Source organism: Eudoraea adriatica DSM 19308, assembly GCF_000382125.1.
Taxonomy (GTDB): domain Bacteria; phylum Bacteroidota; class Bacteroidia; order Flavobacteriales; family Flavobacteriaceae; genus Eudoraea; species Eudoraea adriatica.
This window is the reverse complement of the sequence record NZ_KB907546.1, coordinates 713082-730450: the sequence shown is the minus strand read 5'-3', so window position 1 is coordinate 730450 and position 17369 is coordinate 713082. Positions and strand designations below refer to the sequence as shown.

General features: G+C 37.4%; 18 protein-coding genes and 1 riboswitch. Of the genes, 8 read left to right on the top strand and 10 right to left on the bottom strand.

Features of this window, described 5'->3' with window-relative positions; translation table 11 throughout:
- Positions 1 to 24 precede the first annotated feature (24 nt).
- The 4 genes from G504_RS0103490 to G504_RS0103475 all read left to right on the top strand — a co-directional run bounded on the left by G504_RS0103490 (position 25) and on the right by G504_RS0103475 (position 5386).
- Positions 25 to 1821, top strand: a complete 1797-nt coding sequence (locus G504_RS0103490) for a DEAD/DEAH box helicase (protein WP_019668753.1) — start codon at positions 25 to 27, stop codon at positions 1819 to 1821.
- A 74-nt stretch (positions 1822 to 1895) separates the two neighbouring features.
- Complete coding sequence (locus tag G504_RS0103485) at positions 1896 to 2678, top strand: carboxypeptidase-like regulatory domain-containing protein (protein WP_019668752.1); 783 nt, start codon at positions 1896 to 1898, stop codon at positions 2676 to 2678.
- 131 nt (positions 2679 to 2809) lie between these two features.
- Positions 2810 to 4501: an alpha-amylase family glycosyl hydrolase gene (locus G504_RS0103480; RefSeq protein ID WP_019668751.1), complete on the top strand. Its 1692-nt coding sequence runs from the start codon at positions 2810 to 2812 to the stop codon at positions 4499 to 4501.
- A 72-nt stretch (positions 4502 to 4573) separates the two neighbouring features.
- Positions 4574 to 5386, top strand: a complete 813-nt coding sequence (locus G504_RS0103475; RefSeq protein WP_019668750.1) for a metallophosphoesterase — start codon at positions 4574 to 4576, stop codon at positions 5384 to 5386.
- Between the two features lies 1 nt (position 5387).
- On the opposite strand, the gene G504_RS0103470 is transcribed toward G504_RS0103475, so the two are convergent.
- From G504_RS0103470 to G504_RS0103460, 3 genes are read right to left on the bottom strand one after another with little or no spacing between them, the layout of a single operon-like run.
- On the bottom strand, positions 5388 to 5765 hold the full coding sequence (locus G504_RS0103470; protein WP_019668749.1) for a VOC family protein: 378 nt from the start codon (positions 5763 to 5765) through the stop codon (positions 5388 to 5390).
- Between the two features lie 5 nt (positions 5766 to 5770).
- Complete coding sequence (locus G504_RS0103465; protein WP_019668748.1) at positions 5771 to 6301, bottom strand: SRPBCC family protein; 531 nt, start codon at positions 6299 to 6301, stop codon at positions 5771 to 5773.
- A gap of 41 nt (positions 6302 to 6342) precedes the next feature.
- Positions 6343 to 6999 carry a TrmH family RNA methyltransferase gene (locus G504_RS0103460; protein WP_019668747.1) on the bottom strand — a complete coding sequence of 219 codons (657 nt, stop codon included), beginning with the start codon at positions 6997 to 6999 and terminating at the stop codon, positions 6343 to 6345.
- A gap of 42 nt (positions 7000 to 7041) precedes the next feature.
- Here G504_RS0103460 and G504_RS0103455 point away from each other — a divergent pair, with 42 nt between their 5' ends.
- Positions 7042 to 7743, top strand: a complete 702-nt coding sequence (locus G504_RS0103455) for an SIR2 family NAD-dependent protein deacylase (protein ID WP_019668746.1) — start codon at positions 7042 to 7044, stop codon at positions 7741 to 7743.
- Here the strand turns inward: G504_RS0103455 and G504_RS0103450 are convergent.
- The gene (locus tag G504_RS0103450; RefSeq protein WP_019668745.1) at positions 7703 to 8176 is read right to left on the bottom strand and encodes a heme-binding domain-containing protein; all 474 of its coding nucleotides are present in this window, start codon (positions 8174 to 8176) and stop codon (positions 7703 to 7705) included. The genes G504_RS0103455 and G504_RS0103450 overlap by 41 nt on opposite strands.
- A 37-nt stretch (positions 8177 to 8213) precedes the next feature.
- Between G504_RS0103450 and G504_RS0103445 the strand changes: the two genes are divergently transcribed.
- Together G504_RS0103445 and purB are read left to right on the top strand one after the other, a co-directional pair.
- Positions 8214 to 8792: a hypothetical protein gene (locus tag G504_RS0103445; RefSeq protein ID WP_019668744.1), complete on the top strand. Its 579-nt coding sequence runs from the start codon at positions 8214 to 8216 to the stop codon at positions 8790 to 8792.
- Positions 8793 to 8918: 126 nt separating this feature from the next.
- Entirely contained in the window at positions 8919 to 10262 is a 1344-nt protein-coding gene (gene purB / locus G504_RS0103440) for an adenylosuccinate lyase (RefSeq protein WP_019668743.1), read from the top strand.
- Positions 10263 to 10339: 77 nt separating this feature from the next.
- On the opposite strand, the gene G504_RS0103435 is transcribed toward purB, so the two are convergent.
- The 5 genes from G504_RS0103435 to G504_RS0103415 form a co-directional block, all read right to left on the bottom strand.
- The gene (locus tag G504_RS0103435; RefSeq protein ID WP_026348369.1) at positions 10340 to 11152 is read right to left on the bottom strand and encodes a mechanosensitive ion channel family protein; all 813 of its coding nucleotides are present in this window, start codon (positions 11150 to 11152) and stop codon (positions 10340 to 10342) included.
- Between the two features lie 154 nt (positions 11153 to 11306).
- Entirely contained in the window at positions 11307 to 11846 is a 540-nt protein-coding gene (locus tag G504_RS0103430; protein WP_019668741.1) for a DUF4252 domain-containing protein, read from the bottom strand.
- 103 nt (positions 11847 to 11949) lie between these two features.
- Positions 11950 to 12501 carry a DUF4252 domain-containing protein gene (locus G504_RS0103425; RefSeq protein WP_026348368.1) on the bottom strand — a complete coding sequence of 184 codons (552 nt, stop codon included), beginning with the start codon at positions 12499 to 12501 and terminating at the stop codon, positions 11950 to 11952.
- 10 nt (positions 12502 to 12511) lie between these two features.
- The gene (locus G504_RS0103420) at positions 12512 to 12931 is read right to left on the bottom strand and encodes a hypothetical protein (protein WP_019668739.1); all 420 of its coding nucleotides are present in this window, start codon (positions 12929 to 12931) and stop codon (positions 12512 to 12514) included.
- Positions 12918 to 13427: an RNA polymerase sigma factor gene (locus G504_RS0103415; protein WP_026348367.1), complete on the bottom strand. Its 510-nt coding sequence runs from the start codon at positions 13425 to 13427 to the stop codon at positions 12918 to 12920. Before G504_RS0103415 ends, G504_RS0103420 begins: the two co-directional genes overlap by 14 nt.
- 242 nt (positions 13428 to 13669) lie before the next feature.
- Between G504_RS0103415 and G504_RS0103410 the strand changes: the two genes are divergently transcribed.
- On the top strand, positions 13670 to 15145 hold the full coding sequence (locus G504_RS0103410) for a S41 family peptidase (protein WP_026348366.1): 1476 nt from the start codon (positions 13670 to 13672) through the stop codon (positions 15143 to 15145).
- A gap of 7 nt (positions 15146 to 15152) precedes the next feature.
- Here G504_RS0103410 and G504_RS0103405 read toward each other — a convergent pair whose 3' ends face one another.
- On the bottom strand, positions 15153 to 17018 hold the full coding sequence (locus G504_RS0103405) for a TonB-dependent receptor plug domain-containing protein (protein WP_019668736.1): 1866 nt from the start codon (positions 17016 to 17018) through the stop codon (positions 15153 to 15155).
- Positions 17019 to 17091: 73 nt separating this feature from the next.
- Positions 17092 to 17316: riboswitch (cobalamin riboswitch) on the bottom strand.
- Between the last annotated feature and the right edge of the window lie 53 nt (positions 17317 to 17369).

The following is a 17369-nucleotide window of genomic DNA, read 5'->3' as shown; positions in this document are numbered from 1 at the left end:
CGATTAGGTAAATTATAATATATTATGACAAAATTTGAAGCATTGGGGCTCAATAGTGCCCTATTGAATGCTATTACTGATTTAGGATTTGAGACTCCCTCGGAGGTTCAGGAGAAATCCATTCCAATTTTATTAGAGGATGAAACAGATTTAGTGGCCCTGGCCCAAACCGGCACAGGTAAAACCGCTGCTTTTGGTTTTCCGCTAATTCAAAAAATTGACAGCAACAGCAGAACTACGCAGGGATTAATACTCTCTCCAACCCGGGAGCTATGTTTGCAAATCACAAATGAAATGCAATTGTATTCCAAATATGTACAGGGTTTGAATACAGTAGCTATTTATGGGGGTGCCAGTATTACTGAGCAGGCCCGCCAAATTAAACGAGGTGCTCAAATAGTTGTCGCCACCCCGGGCAGAATGAAGGACATGATAGGGCGTGGAATCATAGACATCTCCAAAATTGACTATTGTATTCTGGATGAAGCGGATGAGATGTTAAATATGGGATTCTATGAGGATATAAAGGATATCCTTTCAAATACTCCCAAAGAGAAATCTACATGGCTTTTTTCAGCTACCATGCCCAAGGAAGTAGCTACAATTGCCAAGAAGTTTATGCATCACCCGAAGGAAATAACCGTGGGGACCAAGAATTCCGGGGTAGACACCGTGCAACATGAATACTATTTAGTTGGTGGTCGTGACAGGTATTCTGCATTAAAACGACTTTCTGATGCCAATCCGGGAATATTTTCAGTGGTCTTTTGCCGAACCAAACGAGACACCCAAAAAGTTGCAGAAAAGCTAATTGAAGACGGATACAATGCCGGGGCTCTTCATGGAGATTTAAGTCAAAACCAGCGAGACCTGGTGATGAATGCTTTCCGTAAAAAACAAATTCAGATGTTGGTGGCAACTGATGTTGCGGCACGCGGCATTGACGTGGATGATATAACACATGTAATTAATTATCAGTTGCCGGATGAAATAGAAACCTATACGCATAGAAGTGGTCGTACGGGAAGGGCCGGAAAATCTGGTATTTCCATGGTAATTATAACTAGAAGTGAATTACGTAAAATTCACGCTATAGAGAAAAAAATAAAGCAGAATTTTATAGCAAAGAAAATACCATCCGGGATAGAGATTTGCGAAATTCAATTGTACCATTTGGCGAATAAGATTCGCACTACGGAAATAAATGAAGAAGTAAATCATTATTTACCTGCAATTCACGATGTTCTTGAAGGTATGGACAGGGATGAATTAATACAAAAAATTGTTTCGGTAGAATTTACCCGATTTTATAACTATTATAATAAAACCAAAGATCTGAATTCAGTTGAACCAGATCGCCGGGAAAAAAATAAAGGAGCCTCTGATGATTTTTCAAGTAACGGATCTGTACGCTACTTTATTAACGTTGGAGAACGCGACGGTTATGACTGGATGTCCTTAAAGGATTTTTTAAAAGATACCCTGCAACTAGATAAGAACGATTTGTTCAGAGTAGATGTTAAAGAGAGTTTTTCATTTTTCAATTCGGAAGCTGCTCTTAAAGATCAAATTCTGGAAACATTTACTGATTTCAAGGTCAACGGACGTTTTGTAAACGTTGAGGTTTCTGATAGCCCCGAAGGAGGCAGGCGAAGAAGAGATAAAGGCGCAAAGGGTAAAAGAGATGGCAGAGACCGTAATAAAAGTAAGGGAAAGAAAAGGGAAGGCAGCTTTTCTAAAGGCGGTTCAAGAAGATCTGGGACTAAGCAGGTTACGTCTTCAGGTAACAGGCGAAGTAAAAAAAGAGATGGTTTCTATTAGTTAATTGTATATTAAAAAATGTGCCGGGGCATCTATTTTTATTTTATTCGCATTATGAATTAGCATCGTACTGAATGAAGAAGTATTTATTTTGTCTTTTTACATTAATCTGCTTTGCCGGGATATCCCAGGCAGATGAAGATGAACAGCAAGAAGCAAAGGAATTTCAGGCAGTAGTTATCAATGCACAATCCAGTACTCCCCTGGAAAGTGTGCATGTTATAAACCTTAATAAGGTTGTAGGTACAATTACCAACTCCAATGGCGAATTTTCTATTAGTGCTTCTGTAAATGATACACTTTATTTTTCCTATTTGGGTTTTAAATCCCAGAAAATTCGGGTTACCAATGATATGTTTAAGTTTAAAAACACTCAGATTGCCCTTACAGAGCTCGCATATGCCCTGGAGGAAGTAGTTGTAAAACCATATGAGTTAACCGGTTATCTTGAAATAGATGTAAAAAACCTGCCTATAAATACATCATATCAATACAGTATCTCAGGATTATCCACAAGCTATGAGGCCGGAAGTAAAAATCCAAGCGCCGTTACAAAAGTGTTGGGTTCTATTTTGAATCCTGCAGACCTTCTCAGAAATCTGTTTGGGAAACAACCTAATCAGATGAAAAAGTTGAGGCAAATTAAAGAAGATGATGATATAAGAGATCTCCTCGCTTCCAAATTTGATAGAGAAACACTTACCGAGTTATTGCAAATTGATGAATATGACATTAATGATATTCTTTCCAATTGCAATTATTCCACTTCGTTCATAAAAACGGCCAATGATTTACAGATATTGGATGCAATAAGCAGTTGTTACGAAGAATACAAAGTGCTTAACAGAAAAAAATAAACCGGAAGTTAAAGCTTCATTTCCGGAAAAATACTTCATGTAGGAATATCCTTATGAAATGCTTTTAAGGCTTTTGAAATAAATTTTCTTTTTCCGCATTCATTTTATAGCTTTAGACAAAATCTTTGAACATGAAAAAGCTGCCTATTGCAATTGCAGTTTCTGTATTATTTTTGACCTGCAAACAGGCAGAAAAAAAAACCCAAATCCCGGATTCCAAGGCTCAGGACAGCACTCAAATTGTTCATAAAGAAGTCCCGTTTGTATGGCAGGGCGCGAATATATATTTCCTGTTGACCGACCGGTTCAACAACGGTAATCCCGATAATGATTTGAATTTCGACCGGACAAACGAAACTGCCACCTTAAGAGGTTTTATGGGTGGTGATATTCAGGGTATCACAAATAAAATTGAAGAAGGTTACTTTTCAAAATTAGGAGTGAACGCTATTTGGTTTACTCCCGTGGTTGAACAAATCCACGGCGATACAGATGAGGGAACGGGTAATACTTATGCCTACCACGGATACTGGGCAAAGGATTGGACCGCTTTGGATCCAAATTTTGGCACCAAAAAAGATCTTGAAAAGCTTGTGAAAACAGCCCATAAAAATAAAATAAGGATTATCATGGATGTCGTAGTTAACCATACTGGGCCAGAAACCGATGAAGATCCGGTTTGGCCTGAAGATTGGGTAAGAACCGCTCCACTTTGTGAAAACATCAATTATGAGACTACAACGAGTTGTACTTTAGTTGCGAACTTACCGGATATATACACTGAATCTAATGAAGCGGTTGAACTGCCGGATGCATTATTGGCCAAATGGAAAGAGGAAGGCAGACTTAGCAATGAATTAGATGAACTTCAACTCTTTTTTCAAAGAACAGGATACCCCAGGGCACCAAGATTTTATATCATCAAATGGTTAACAGACTACGTAAATGATATGGGCATAGACGGCTTTAGGGTGGATACAGTGAAGCATGCAGACGAACATACCTGGTTAGAACTATATGCAGAAGCATCTAAAGCATTTGAAACGTGGAAGAAAAAACATCCGGAAGAAGTTTTGGATGACACCCCGTTTTACATGGTTGGTGAAGCCTATGGATACGAAATTTCTGAAGGCAGAAAATTCGATTTTGGAGATAAAAAGGTCGATTATTTCGAATATGGTTTTGAAAGTCTAATAAACTTTGAACTAAAAAACGATGCTAAAAATTATTATGAGACCATATTTAAAAAATACAATCGCCTATTGAATTCTGATCTAAAAAACAAAGGGGTGCTTAATTATATGACTTCGCATGATGATGCTGAGCCCTTTGACATAAATAGGGAAAGACCCTATTATACCGCCAATGTACTTTTATTAACTCCTGGGACTTCACAGATATATTACGGAGATGAGTCTGCGAGAGATCTTACTATTGAAAACACTGATGGCGACGCAACCTTAAGGTCATTTATGAATTGGCAGGAAATTGATAGCCTGCAAGAAACTAAAAAAGTTCTTGCTCACTGGCAGAAACTGGGAAGTTTTCGTATCAATCATCCTGCAATTGGCGCCGGAAGGCATAAGCGCCTGGCCAAAAAACCATATGTATTCAGCAGAACCTACATTAATGAAGATTATAAGGATAAAGTAGTGGTTGGACTAGACCTGCCCCAAGGTAAAAAATCGCTTTGGGTAAAGGGGTTCTTCGGAGACGGAACAAAGCTCTATGACACCTATTCAGAAACACATGTGGAAGTGAAAAATGGAAAGGTAACCCTTGAAAATGACTATGATATAGCCCTTCTTGAATTGGCAGATTAACTGGAGTTCTGACATGGCAGTATATTCAATAATTAGAACCCATAGGATTCATTCTTTAAATTAAGGGTTTTTATGAAATTGAACAGGAGAAGTTTTATCATCAAACTCTTTTTGGCTCTAACAGGTTTGTTCTTTTTGGATGTGTTATGGTTCGAAAAGTATATAATTCAATGGACAACCTATGATCTCTCAAGCTCAGAAAACAAAATAAAAATAGTCCAATTAACTGATCTTCACATAAATGAGCTAAAATCTTTCCATAAAGCTATTGCCAGAAAAATTAATAAAGAACACCCAGACCTTATTTGCATTACTGGAGATTCCGTGAACAATAACAGGGGTTTACCGGTTTTTAACCAATTCCTTGGCTTAATTGACAATGATATCCCAAAAGCAGTTATCATGGGAAACAAGGAATATGCAGGAAAAGTAGACATAAATTCTTTCCGTACTCTGATTAAAAATCAAAATGGCCGATTGCTTATTAATGAAAGTTTAAAATTTTCCACACCAGGCCGAAGCCTTGTCATTATTGGGGTTGACGACTTTATTGGGGGCAATCCGGATTTCAGCTATGCCGCAACAGAATATGACAATTCTGAAGAAGCCATTGTACTAAATCATTGTCCGGAATACAGTGAGGAAATTGCTCTATTAAATGAAACTCAAAAAGTAAATGTTAAGCTCCTTTTATCCGGGCATACACATGGAGGGCAAATAACATTTCTCGGGAAGGCGTTTTATAAACCGGGGGGTAGTGGCCGATTTTTAAGAGGATGGTACAAACTCAATGATATAAAAATGTATGTTTCAAAGGGTATTGGAACAAAATATATTCCCATACGTATGGGCTGCAGAGCAGAAGCCTCAATTTTTTATGTTTAGGTCAGCTTAAAGAATGTAAGGCTACCCTGTTTCCTTCTGTATCCTTTATAAGAGCCATAAAACCATGCCCCCCTCCTATTTCCTTTTTTTGTTGAATTATGGACCCTCCGGCAGGAGTCACTCTGGCTAACTCGATTGCAAGATCTTTACAGGAAAAATATAGCAGCGGGCCCGCTGTATCACTTGGAACGTACATCTCATGTTTAACCAATGATCCCGGACTACCGGATTTATCCTGAGCCCCGGGAAACCAACCCATAATAATTCCGCCTAAATCATTTACAGAGATTGAAATATCGAAAACTTCCTCATAAAACTTTCTGGCACGTTCCATATCTTCAACTGGTATTTCGAACCATCCCACCATATTGCGATCCATAGTGCTCAGTTATTTTCTAAAATATCTTTTAAACTTGCTAATCCTTCCTCAAAATCCTTCCCCACCGCCTTATCCATATTCATAAAAAGCATCATGATACTAAAAGGAAACTTATTATTACCGGAAATACCCCAGGTAATTTCTGTCTCATCTGCACCTACCTCTTTTACCCTTAAATAGGCGTCAGACTGAGACTTCCAGGGCTTTAAAAAACGTAACTCACTTTCAATGACTTCATTTTCAACAATTCGTTTTATTTCCTGTTCACCACTCCCAACATCTTTATTGCCTTCCCATTTACTGGTAGCGCCTATTTCACCATCGTCACCCTCAAATTCTTTCTTCATATTGGGATCTCGCTTACCCCAGGGGCTCCAATTATCCTGATTCTTCAAATATTTGAGATATTCAAATACCTCCGGAACAGTCTTCTTCACTAATATTTTTCTATTTACATCATAACTCTTTGGAGCAATAGTTGCTAAAATGATAATAATGACAACTATACCGGCAAGAACGTATAAAACTGTAGTCATTTGTTTATGAGTTGATTAGTTACTTCTAAATATAATTAAATTTAACTTTCCATCCTATATCTTTCAATAATCGCATCAATACTTTTAATAGACTTTTTAGTCCAGTCAAGTCGTTTTTCCAAAATTTCTGCTTCACTCAGATGCCACGGTAAATTAGATTTTTTGAGTTGAAGTTTTAGGTTATACAATACTATCGCCGCAGATACTGATATGTTGAGACTCTCCGAAAATCCCCACATAGGTATTTTTAAATGCCCATCGGCCTGCTCCAGAACCTCTGGGCTTAGACCTTCTTTCTCTGTTCCAAAGAAAAGAGCAATTTTATCCTCTAATTTAAAATCCTCCAGTAAAGTGGCATCATTATTAGGAGTAGTTGCAATAATCTTATAGCCATTTCTCCTCAGGTTCCTAATACAGGATTTTGCATTGGTATATCTTTCTACATCTACCCATTTCTGAGCACCCATTGCAATGTTTTTATCCAGGCGCTGGCCGAATCGGTCTTCTATAATATGTGCCTTCTGAATACCAAAAACATCACAACTCCTGATTACTGCACTCGCATTATGCATCTGAAAAACATCTTCAATAGCCACGGTAACATAATTTGTGCGCTCCATTAAAACTTCATTGAATCTTTTGAGCCGTTCTGGTGTAATATACGTTTCCAAATAGGAAAGCAGAGCAATATCTATCATCACTCTAATTTAATAAAAATGTATCTTTATAGTAGACCTTAAATGATGCAAAAAAGAATTGTTGTACTTACGGGAGCCGGAATGAGTGCCGATAGCGGTATTAAAACTTTCCGTGATGCGGGCGGTCTTTGGGAGGGCTACGACGTAATGGAAGTTGCCTCTCCCTACGGTTTTGCCAGAAACCCTTCCCTGGTTTTGGATTTTTACAACCAAAGGCGAAGGCAGTTGTTAGAGGTAGTCCCTAATCAGGGGCATAAAATGCTGGTTGAACTGGAACGGCATTTTAAAGTCACTGTTATTACTCAGAATATAGATGATTTGCACGAGCGCGCCGGCAGTTCTCATGTTCTCCATCTTCATGGCGAACTGTTGAAAGTTCGAAGCACAGGTGATGAAACATTCGTATTGTACTGGAAAAAAGATCTAAACCTTGGGGACACTTGCTCAAAAGGATATCAATTACGACCACATATTGTCTGGTTTGGCGAGGAAGTTCCCTTATTGTCAGAGGCTGCACAAATTACTGCAACTGCTGATATTCTGATAATTATTGGAACATCTATGCAGGTATATCCGGCAGCCGGATTATTGAGTTATGCAAAGCCCCAAACACCCGTTTATTTTATCGATCCAAAACCAAGTATAAGTGCATTAAATTATGATAACCTCACAATTATTGAAGCCACGGCGGCTAAAGGAGTTCCTACCTTGGTTGCGGACCTAATTCATAAAGAGCTTTTGTAAGTCTTGCCCATTCTATAACCGCTTTACCTTGCTCCTTAGAGATTCCGGCATTTTTATGAATCCAGGCATATTGTTTCAGTGGCATTTTTCCTTCATCAATTACCTCTATAACTTCTTCTAATTTGTGCACCTTTTGCCTTTTGCTATAACTATCCCAATCCGATAAATTCAGATTTCCTTTGGCCTCTTTAATATGACCTGATATCCACCATGAAACCGGCGCTATATTGTTATACCAGGGATATGCCGTATTGCTGCTATGACAGTCATAGCAACTATTGGTCAATATGGTTTCGACATTTTCAGGCGGATTTGTTTCATTCAGGAATTCTGCTAAATGACTACCCTGATCTATGTTCTTTTCCGGTCTGAAGAATTGGATGGCTATAAAAAGAAGTAATAGCAATTTTGCTATTTTTTTTATTACTTTCATTTGGGGGAACTTTTGAAGTACCAAAATACAAATTTTTGTGACTACAGTTGAATTATATAAAGTATTAAATTATGTAAACGCCACCCGTAAAAAGCGCCTTGAAGTAAGCAGGATTATACTCAATAATCCGCATTTAATTTCACCTTTAATGGCTATTGCTTTTAAGGATAATGGAGAATTTTCATCAAAAGCCTGTTGGATTTTGGAATTTGTTGCCAAAAAGGACATACGTTTAATCCTTGGAAATATTGATGCTTTTGTATTGGGCATGTCTAAAGTGAAATTAGATTCATCCGTTAGACCAATAGCCAAAATTTGTGAAATTCTAATGAAAGCTTATTTTTCGAAATCAGTAAATGAGGTCCAGAATTCAATAAAGGAAAATCACCTGGAAAAAATAACAACATCCTGTTTTGATTGGCTTATAGGGGAACATAAAGTAGCGGCTAAGGCCTACTCCATGACGAGCCTTTATTTGCTAGGTGAAAAATTTAACTGGATTCATTCTGAATTGCAAATGGTATTGGAGCAGAATTACCATTCGGGCAGCGCAGCATATAAGGCCAGAGCTAAACAAATTCTAGCACTAATGGCTAAGCAAAATAGGACACACTGAAAGGAGGCAAAAATCTTTTAGTTCAGCTTAATTTAAAAATCGTAACTATCCTGCCAATATACTTTTAATCTCTCGAGCATATAAGTATCTTTACATCTTTCAAAAAAATAATCAATCTAAAAGCATATGTCGTTAAATCAATTAAGCGCCATTTCACCAATTGACGGCAGGTATAGATCCAAAGTTGAATCCATTGCAAATTTTTTCTCTGAAGAAGCCCTTATAAGATACCGGGTTATGGTTGAAATTGAATACTTCATAGCGCTCTGTGAATTGGAGCTTCCACAACTCCCAAAATTATCTCAGGACAAAGTTAATTCGCTACGAAATATTTTTAAAAACTTTAGCCTGGAAGATGCATTGGCCATTAAAGAAATAGAGAAAACCACCAACCACGATGTAAAAGCAGTGGAGTATTTCATAAAGGATAAGTTTGATGCATTGGGACTCGAGAAACATAAGGAGTTTATACATTTTGCACTTACTTCTCAGGACATTAACAATACAGCTATTCCTTTTTCAATTAAAGAAGCCATGAATGAGGTTTATGTTCCCCTGTTTATGGAATTAACGGCTTTTCTGAAGACTTTGGTTAAAAATTGGGATGATATCCCCATGCTCGCAAGAACTCACGGGCAGCCGGCATCTCCTACTCGTTTAGGCAAAGAAATCAACGTTTTTGTAGTGCGCCTTGAGGAACAGTTCAATCTCTTAAATGATATCCCGAGTGCAGCGAAATTTGGTGGTGCAACGGGGAATTACAACGCTCATAAAGTAGCTTATCCCAGGATAGATTGGCGAAATTTTGGGCAAAAATTTATCCAGGATAAATTGGGGTTATCTCATTCATTTCCTACTACTCAAATTGAGCACTATGACCATATGGCTGCATTATTTGACGGCCTTAAACGTATCAATACCATATTAATAGACTTAAACAGGGATTTGTGGACTTACATTTCCATGGATTATTTTAAGCAAAAAATTAAAGAAGGAGAAGTAGGCTCTTCAGCAATGCCGCATAAAGTAAACCCAATAGATTTTGAAAATTCTGAAGGCAATTTAGGGATTGCCAATGCTATTTTTGAGCATTTATCTTCGAAGTTACCAATATCCCGCATGCAGCGCGATTTAACAGACAGCACTGTTTTGCGCAATGTGGGTGTCCCTTTTGCACATACCGTAATAGCTTTTAAGGCTACGCTAAAAGGGCTTAATAAATTATTGCTTAACAAGCCTAAGTTTGAGAAAGATCTGGAGGATAACTGGGCGGTTGTGGCTGAAGCTGTACAAACCATCCTAAGAAGAGAAGGTTATCCGAATCCTTATGAGGCGCTAAAAGGTCTCACAAGGACGAATGACCGAATTACAAAGGAATCAATTGCTGAATTTATTGATCAATTGGAGATAAGCGAAGAGCTAAAAAAAGAATTAAAAAATATTAGCCCAAGCAATTATACCGGAATATAAAAAAGAATTCAAATCTCGGGTGAAGGTATTTTTTTTACCAATTATCTCTTCTCTTAAGTATTCAATATTTGGTTTTATTACCCTTTTTTAAGTATCTGCAAATGAGGAAACGGTATTTCAATTCCTGCTTTATCCAGGGCTATTTTGCAATCCTCAACGGTGCTAAAATAAACATCCCAATAATGCTCGGGTTTAGCGTAGGGCCGGATGGCAAAGTTTATGGAACTATCTGCTAATTCAGAAACATTTACTGAAGGTGCAGGGTCCTGCAGTACTTTTGGATTTGCCGTCAGCACACTCATTAATACGTCTTTGGTCTTTTTTATATCCTCTCCATAGTCTACTCCAATTTCAACATCCACTCTTATTTTACCCTCTGCTGTGTAATTAACAATATTGCCATTGGCCATAGCACCATTAGGTATAATAGCCAGTTTATTTTGAGGTGTAATAAGCTTCGAAGTGAAAATATCAATTTCTTTAACTACGCCCAGAACTCCCTGCGCCTCAATTAAATCCCCTATTTTGTATGGCCTGAAAATCATAATTAATACTCCCCCGGCAAAATTTGACAAGGATCCCTGCAAAGCGAGTCCTACAGCCAGACCAGCTGCTGCAATTACTGCAGCAAATGTTGTTACGTCTACTCCTAATGTAGAGATCACTATAATAACAAGTAAGATTTTTAAAGCCCATGAAGAAAGGTTTAAAAGAAATCGTTGTAACGATTCATCGTATTTGCTTTTGGACATGGCATTTCTGGAAACCCCGATTATTTTACTAATTACCCAGGATCCAATAATGAATATCAATATGGCTCCAATAAGTTTGGGGCCGTAAGTAATTATAAAGTCAATTCCCTTGTCAATCCAAATTTCTGCGTTTTCCATTCTAACAAATTTTAAATTTTTAAGATTGGTAAGATATAAAATAGCCAAGAGAAATTTTAATTGGAGAAGCACTTTTTAAATCAGTTGCTGCATTGCAAACAAAAAGCCCGCCCGGATTATACCCGGGCGGGCTTTTATATAAAAAATAGGTGCGTTATCCTTTTAAAAATTCGCCTATATCTCCTAGTCCTTCTCCTTTATAATCAGATTTTTGAATTGCATTCATTAATTGTACAATATAAGCAGGGTTCATATCCTTTCCAAGAACCCGAATAAGAGCAAATCCTTTATCATCACTGCTTCCGAATATAATTACCTCATCTATTGCATCTTCATCACCAACATACTTTATAACTCCCTTTCCGTACTGCGAATTCAGTTTCATAAGTTCCACAAAATCCTCATTCTTTAGAATGGCATTTACTTTTGCTTTTTCAACTTCATACTCGGCTTCATTCTCTCCGGTCTTCCTAAAAGCCAATAAATTCAATTTTTTCAATGACTGCAATGCCGTTTGCTGTATTTCAGATAATTCTTCTGCCTGCAGATTTAGAATGCTCGTAGGAACATCCAAAGAAATGAAGTTAGGATTTTCTGAATTGTTGACATAATATTCCTGGAGACTCTGTTTTGACGAACAGGCAGAAAGGACCATTAAAGCCACTCCTGCTATAATCACTATTATTTTTTTCATTTTTTTGATGTTAATTAGTTATCAAAGCCGAAAAGAGTGGTAATTAAGCCGTTTTGAAATTTTATCTTCCGAACCTGCCAATTACCACTTTTTGGATCTGCTTTTAAGATTTGTTCTTTTTTTCCGCTTTGTTTAATTCTTCCGGTAAATTCATCTTTTTTGTAAGTGAACCTATTTTAGTAAGATCTATGTCTCCGGTCAACGTAAGAAGAACCGTTTCAATTTTTCTGTCATTTATTTCCATATCTACATTATCGATACCGGTAACAAACATTAATAACTCGCTTACATGGTCTTCATCTTTGCCATTTTTTACATAGAACTTAACATTTGTATCTTTGTCTTTTACCCGCATCAGTTCTTCCAGAGAAGAAGATTTAAGATATTTGTCTACAGTTGCCTGCATATCTGCAGATACAGCCTTATCCTCCGTAATGAATACCTTAAGCCCGCTTAGGCTCTTTGCAATATTCATAAAATCCTGAGCTTCCGGATCATCCACATCCACATCCATCTTAACCAAAAGGTTAAACATGTTTTTATTTACTATTACAGAACTTACCTCATCTGAATCTTCAAATTTGTCAAAAATAGACTGTGAGAAACCACTAAGGGGTAAAACTGCCATTGCCACTATTAGAATATACTTTTTCATCATTTTAAATTTAATTGTTGTTGTAAATTTTTTGTTTTGCTTGTTCAAATTCATTTAAATAGGCAACTTTTTCGGTACCACGTTCCAAATTCTGTGCCAACAGGCTTAACGCCTTCTTTGTTTCCTGATAGGCAAACTCTGCCTCTCTTTGTTCCCGGTAATCATTACCGAAATATATTCCAAAGGCCATAACCGCTACTGCTGCAATAGAAATCCATTTGTGGTAAGACACCCTGGGTTTTAATGGAACCTGCTTAGTAAACCGTTCGTCTTTGGCTTTTGAAAAGTATGTAAACATTGGAGTGTATTGTTCCAGGTGCGGTGCAACCGAATCCTGTGAAAAATAGTCTCTCAATTGTTCCTCCTCAGCTACCGTGGTAGTTGCCTCGAAGTACTTTTCCAATAATATTTCAATTTTATCCAATGCCATAACTATGTTTTTGCATTAACTTTTCTCTTACTGTTTTTCTCGCTCTGGAAAGTGCTACTCTCACCGCAGTGGGCTGCATTTCCAGCAAATCTGCTATTTCCTTAAAATCGTATTCTTCAACATCCCGCAACTGTAACACTAATTTTTGTTGTTCAGGCAATTCCTCCATGATTTTCTCCACCCAGCTAATACTGTCTCTTGCCTCCATTTGTTTCTGCAAAGAAGTATTGCCATCTTCATAATTACTATGAACCAATTTGAGGTTACTCGATTGTTTCGACTTTAACCTGTCCAGGCAAAAGTTTTTGGTCATAGTCATTGCAAAGGCCTCAACATTTTTATAATTGGCAATATTGCTGTTTTTTAACCACAATTTCATAAGAACCTCCTGAGTGGCATCTTCAGCTTCTTCTGACGAAATGAGTAATCTTTTTGACAATCTGTATAACTTGTCTTTAAAAGGCATTACCACATTTAAAAATTCTGATTGCGTCATTATTGGTTGTTCTGTTGTTGTATGAACCATTCAAGGTGTTTTACATAAGCAAGACGAAGTACATCGAATTTTGTTACAAAATATTTTTTTTTCCTGCAGATGTAAGTAATTTGCACCCCTTAAAACTACTAAATTATGGTTTTTAAAAGTCTGAAAGTTAAATAGATGGGAAATAATGTTAAGGAATATTAAATTTGGAATAATTGTTGCCAAAACTAAGTAACTTGCGCGAAAAAAGAAGAATGAAGAAGATTTTGCTTTTATTTTTAGGTCTTTCCACCCTACTAATATCTTGTAATAAGGATGATGACATTACCATAAATGGTCCGGGAGGTACCTCGGTTAATGTTCAGGATTTTATGTGGAAGGCCATGAATATATGGTATTTCTGGCAGTCAGACGTAGCTGACCTGGCAGATGACCGGTTTCCTACTAACGAAGAGTATATTGAATTCCTTGCTTCCGAACTAGATCCTGCCGATTTTTTCGACAATAATCTACGTTTTTCAGAAGACAGGTTTAGCTTTTATGGTGACGATTATAAAACGCTAACAGAAAGTCTTTCAGGGATTTCTCGTAGCAATGGTTTGGAATTTGGCTTATTTTTATATGGCGATAACGATACCGATATCTTTGGATATGTGCGCTATATTGTTCCAAATTCTGATGCATCTACAAAAGACATCTCACGTGGAGAATTATTCACTGGTGTGGATGGGATAAGCCTAAATCAAAGCAATTACCGGGACCTGCTATTCGGGGAAAATGCTACCTACACTCTTAATATGGCAGATATTGCCGATGGCGTAATTACACCCAACGACAAAAGCGTGGAATTGACCAAGCAGGATGGGTTAGTTGAAAATCCTGTTTTTATCGTAAAAACATTTGATATTAATAACCAGAAAATAGGGTACTTGATGTATAATGGCTTTACAAACGAGTTTGATGAAAATCTAAACGATGCATTCGGGCAATTTGTAGCCGATGGGGTTACTGATCTGGTGCTGGACTTTCGTTATAACCCGGGAGGGTCTGTAAATTCATCACGTCTTTTGTCCAGTATGGTTTTTAGTACAAATACAGATAGACTATATATAAGGCAGCGCTGGAATGAAAAATTGCAGGAAGTCTTTACGGATGAGCAACTGGCGGACTATTTTGCAGACAAAACCGGAGCCGGTACTGCAATAAATACATTAAACTTAAACAGGGTTTATGTATTAACAACAAGTAGTTCTGCATCTGCCAGTGAGTTGGTAATCAATGGCCTGGATCCATACATTGAAGTGATTAAGATAGGTACGACAACAAGGGGTAAGAATGAATTTTCACTTACCATGGTGGACGATCCCGACAGGGATGGTGCTCCGTTTATTTACACTCCCTCCAGAGAAAATAAGATTAACCCCAATAATAGCTGGGCAATTCAACCCCTGGTAGGAAGAAATGAAAATTCTGTAGGCTTCTCGGATTATACGGCAGGATTTGATCCGGATATTGAATTAAAAGAAGATTTGGAAAACCTGGGGGTTTTGGGAGATGAAAATGAACCCCTGCTTGCCAGGGCTATTCAAGAAATTACGGGTATTTCTGGGAAAAGGGATTTTACAGTAAAGACGCCTGTTGAGCTATACACAAGTTCTAAAATGTTTGCCCCATTAAAGGACAATATGATATTGGATAAGCCAATTCACCTTAATCTTGATTTGAAATAACAAAAGCTTAAAGTTTTAAACTAATTCCCAATCGTACATTCCGCCCTCTGGTGGTAAAACCGGTTACCTCTGTATAAGTTGTATTAAACACATTCTCTAAGTTTAAAAAGAATTTGAGTTTGTTTGGCATTACTTCCTGTGACACATATATACTGAAGGTTGAAAAAGGATCGAGGACCTCATCATCAGAAGTGTTAAAATCTGTATCCGTACGCTTTCCTATGAAAGAATAAGTAAGCGATAAAAAGGAATTAGCTGAAACGTTATAGCCCATAGTTGCGTCTATACGATGTTTAGGTATTCTGATGGCATTATCTCCTTTTCTTTCTGTAAAAGTATAATTGGCAGTTAAATTCATATGCTTTAGTGGCTCCCAGTTTAACTGGCCCTCCAGGCCTTGTACATTAATAGTATTTGAGGCGTTAAAATATTGAAATAGTGTATTGTCAAAGAACACAAAATTTTCTTCTTTCCTATTAAAATACAGCGCACTTAACCGCAATGAATTGTTTGCTTTATACTCCAGACCTCCTTCTGCTGTTCGGTTAGTCTCCGGTTCCAAAAGTGGATTGGCTCCAAACATTCCAAATAACTGGCTTATGGAAGGGGTGATATAGGAGGTGGCGTAAGTACCCATAAATTTTAAATATCCGTCATCTAAAGCAATTGAATAGGAGGGATTTAAATTGTATACGATTTGTGTACCATATTCAGAATGGACGTTAAGCCGCATTCCGGCATTAATATTCAATCCGAATGGTGAAACATAAACCAGATTTGCGTAAGGATCTATCAACGAGAATTCCTGAATCCCATCAACTTCAGCTCTGTCCAGATTATAATTCACGCCTAAAATAGCGTATATGCGTTCATCAAAAGTATATCTGTTAAACAGGTCGATCACATAATTATTCCCTTCAAACATGGAAGGAAAAGCACTCCTGTTATCCGACTTATAATTCGTAAATGAACCATTTAAGTTTAAATCTCCTTTTTTATATTTCCATTTTGAAGATAAGCCCAGCCGTTTTTGTTCTGTCAGAAAGGTGTAGGGAGCATCAATAAAACCAAAAGATTCGTCATAAGCACTATTCAAATTTGTTTGATTGGCATAAACAGTTAGGTTGATTTTATTTTTAAATGAATACCCCAGCTTCAGATCAATATTATATCTCGAAAAAGGGTCTTCTTCGTTAGCCTCTGTTATAATTGATGATAAACCATTTGTATATACATTGGAAAAACCCAGGGAATAGGTAAAACTCTCAAGAGATCCGCTAACCGTGGCTGAATTACTGAACTCTGCAATATTGTAATTCTGATCGGATGAAGATTGGTTTGTCCCGATACTCGATTGAAAATCTCCGCTTATTTTTTTATCTGAAGCCTTTTTACTCTTTATGTTAATTACAGCGGTAGCTGCACTCATACCATATAGGGTACTGGCAGCTCCTTTAATTATTTCAATTGATTCTATATTCGATGCGGCAAGCAATCTAAGATCATATTCCTGGGAAAAAGAAGAAGGATCTGAAACTCTTATACCATCAATCAGGATTAAAACCTGCCTGCCTCTGCCACCCCTGGCGAAAACCCCCAAAACCTCGCCTTGCCTGCTCCGACTCCCATTTATTTCAATACTACTTCTGGTATTTATAATCTCAGCTACGGATTTGCCCTGGTTGTTTTCCAGTTCTTCCGAGCTTATTTTAATAATAGTTTTTCCGGAATTCTCCCTTTTTATTGGAAACCTTGAATCACTGACAACAACTTCGTCCAATTCCTGCAACTCCATGGAATCAATTTCTACCTGGGAAGAAACCGTTGTAATTAATAAACAAAAAACGCAAAAAAGAGCGTGTTTTTTTACCATTATACCCTAATAGTTTACGGGAAAATTGTACAGATGTCTTTCCTATACGCCAACTTTTATCCCGAAAGTTTAACATTATTTGTTGAATTGGGCAGGTCTCCTGACTTGCGTCTTGCCACCAACCTTCCCGTGGATGTTCAATTTACAGGAACACAGACAGTGGTATTGAAGTGGTTACAAGCATTCCTGATCAAAGGAACTAAGCTTACAGTTGCGGGAACAGTTCCGGATTCTAACTGGATTCCCTTTTAATTTCAATTCTAAAAAAGAAGTGAAAACCAAATTCCGGACTAATGTAGCATTATTTCTTTAGTCCGGGTTGCTTTTCCTCCCAAGTTTTAAAATAAGCCA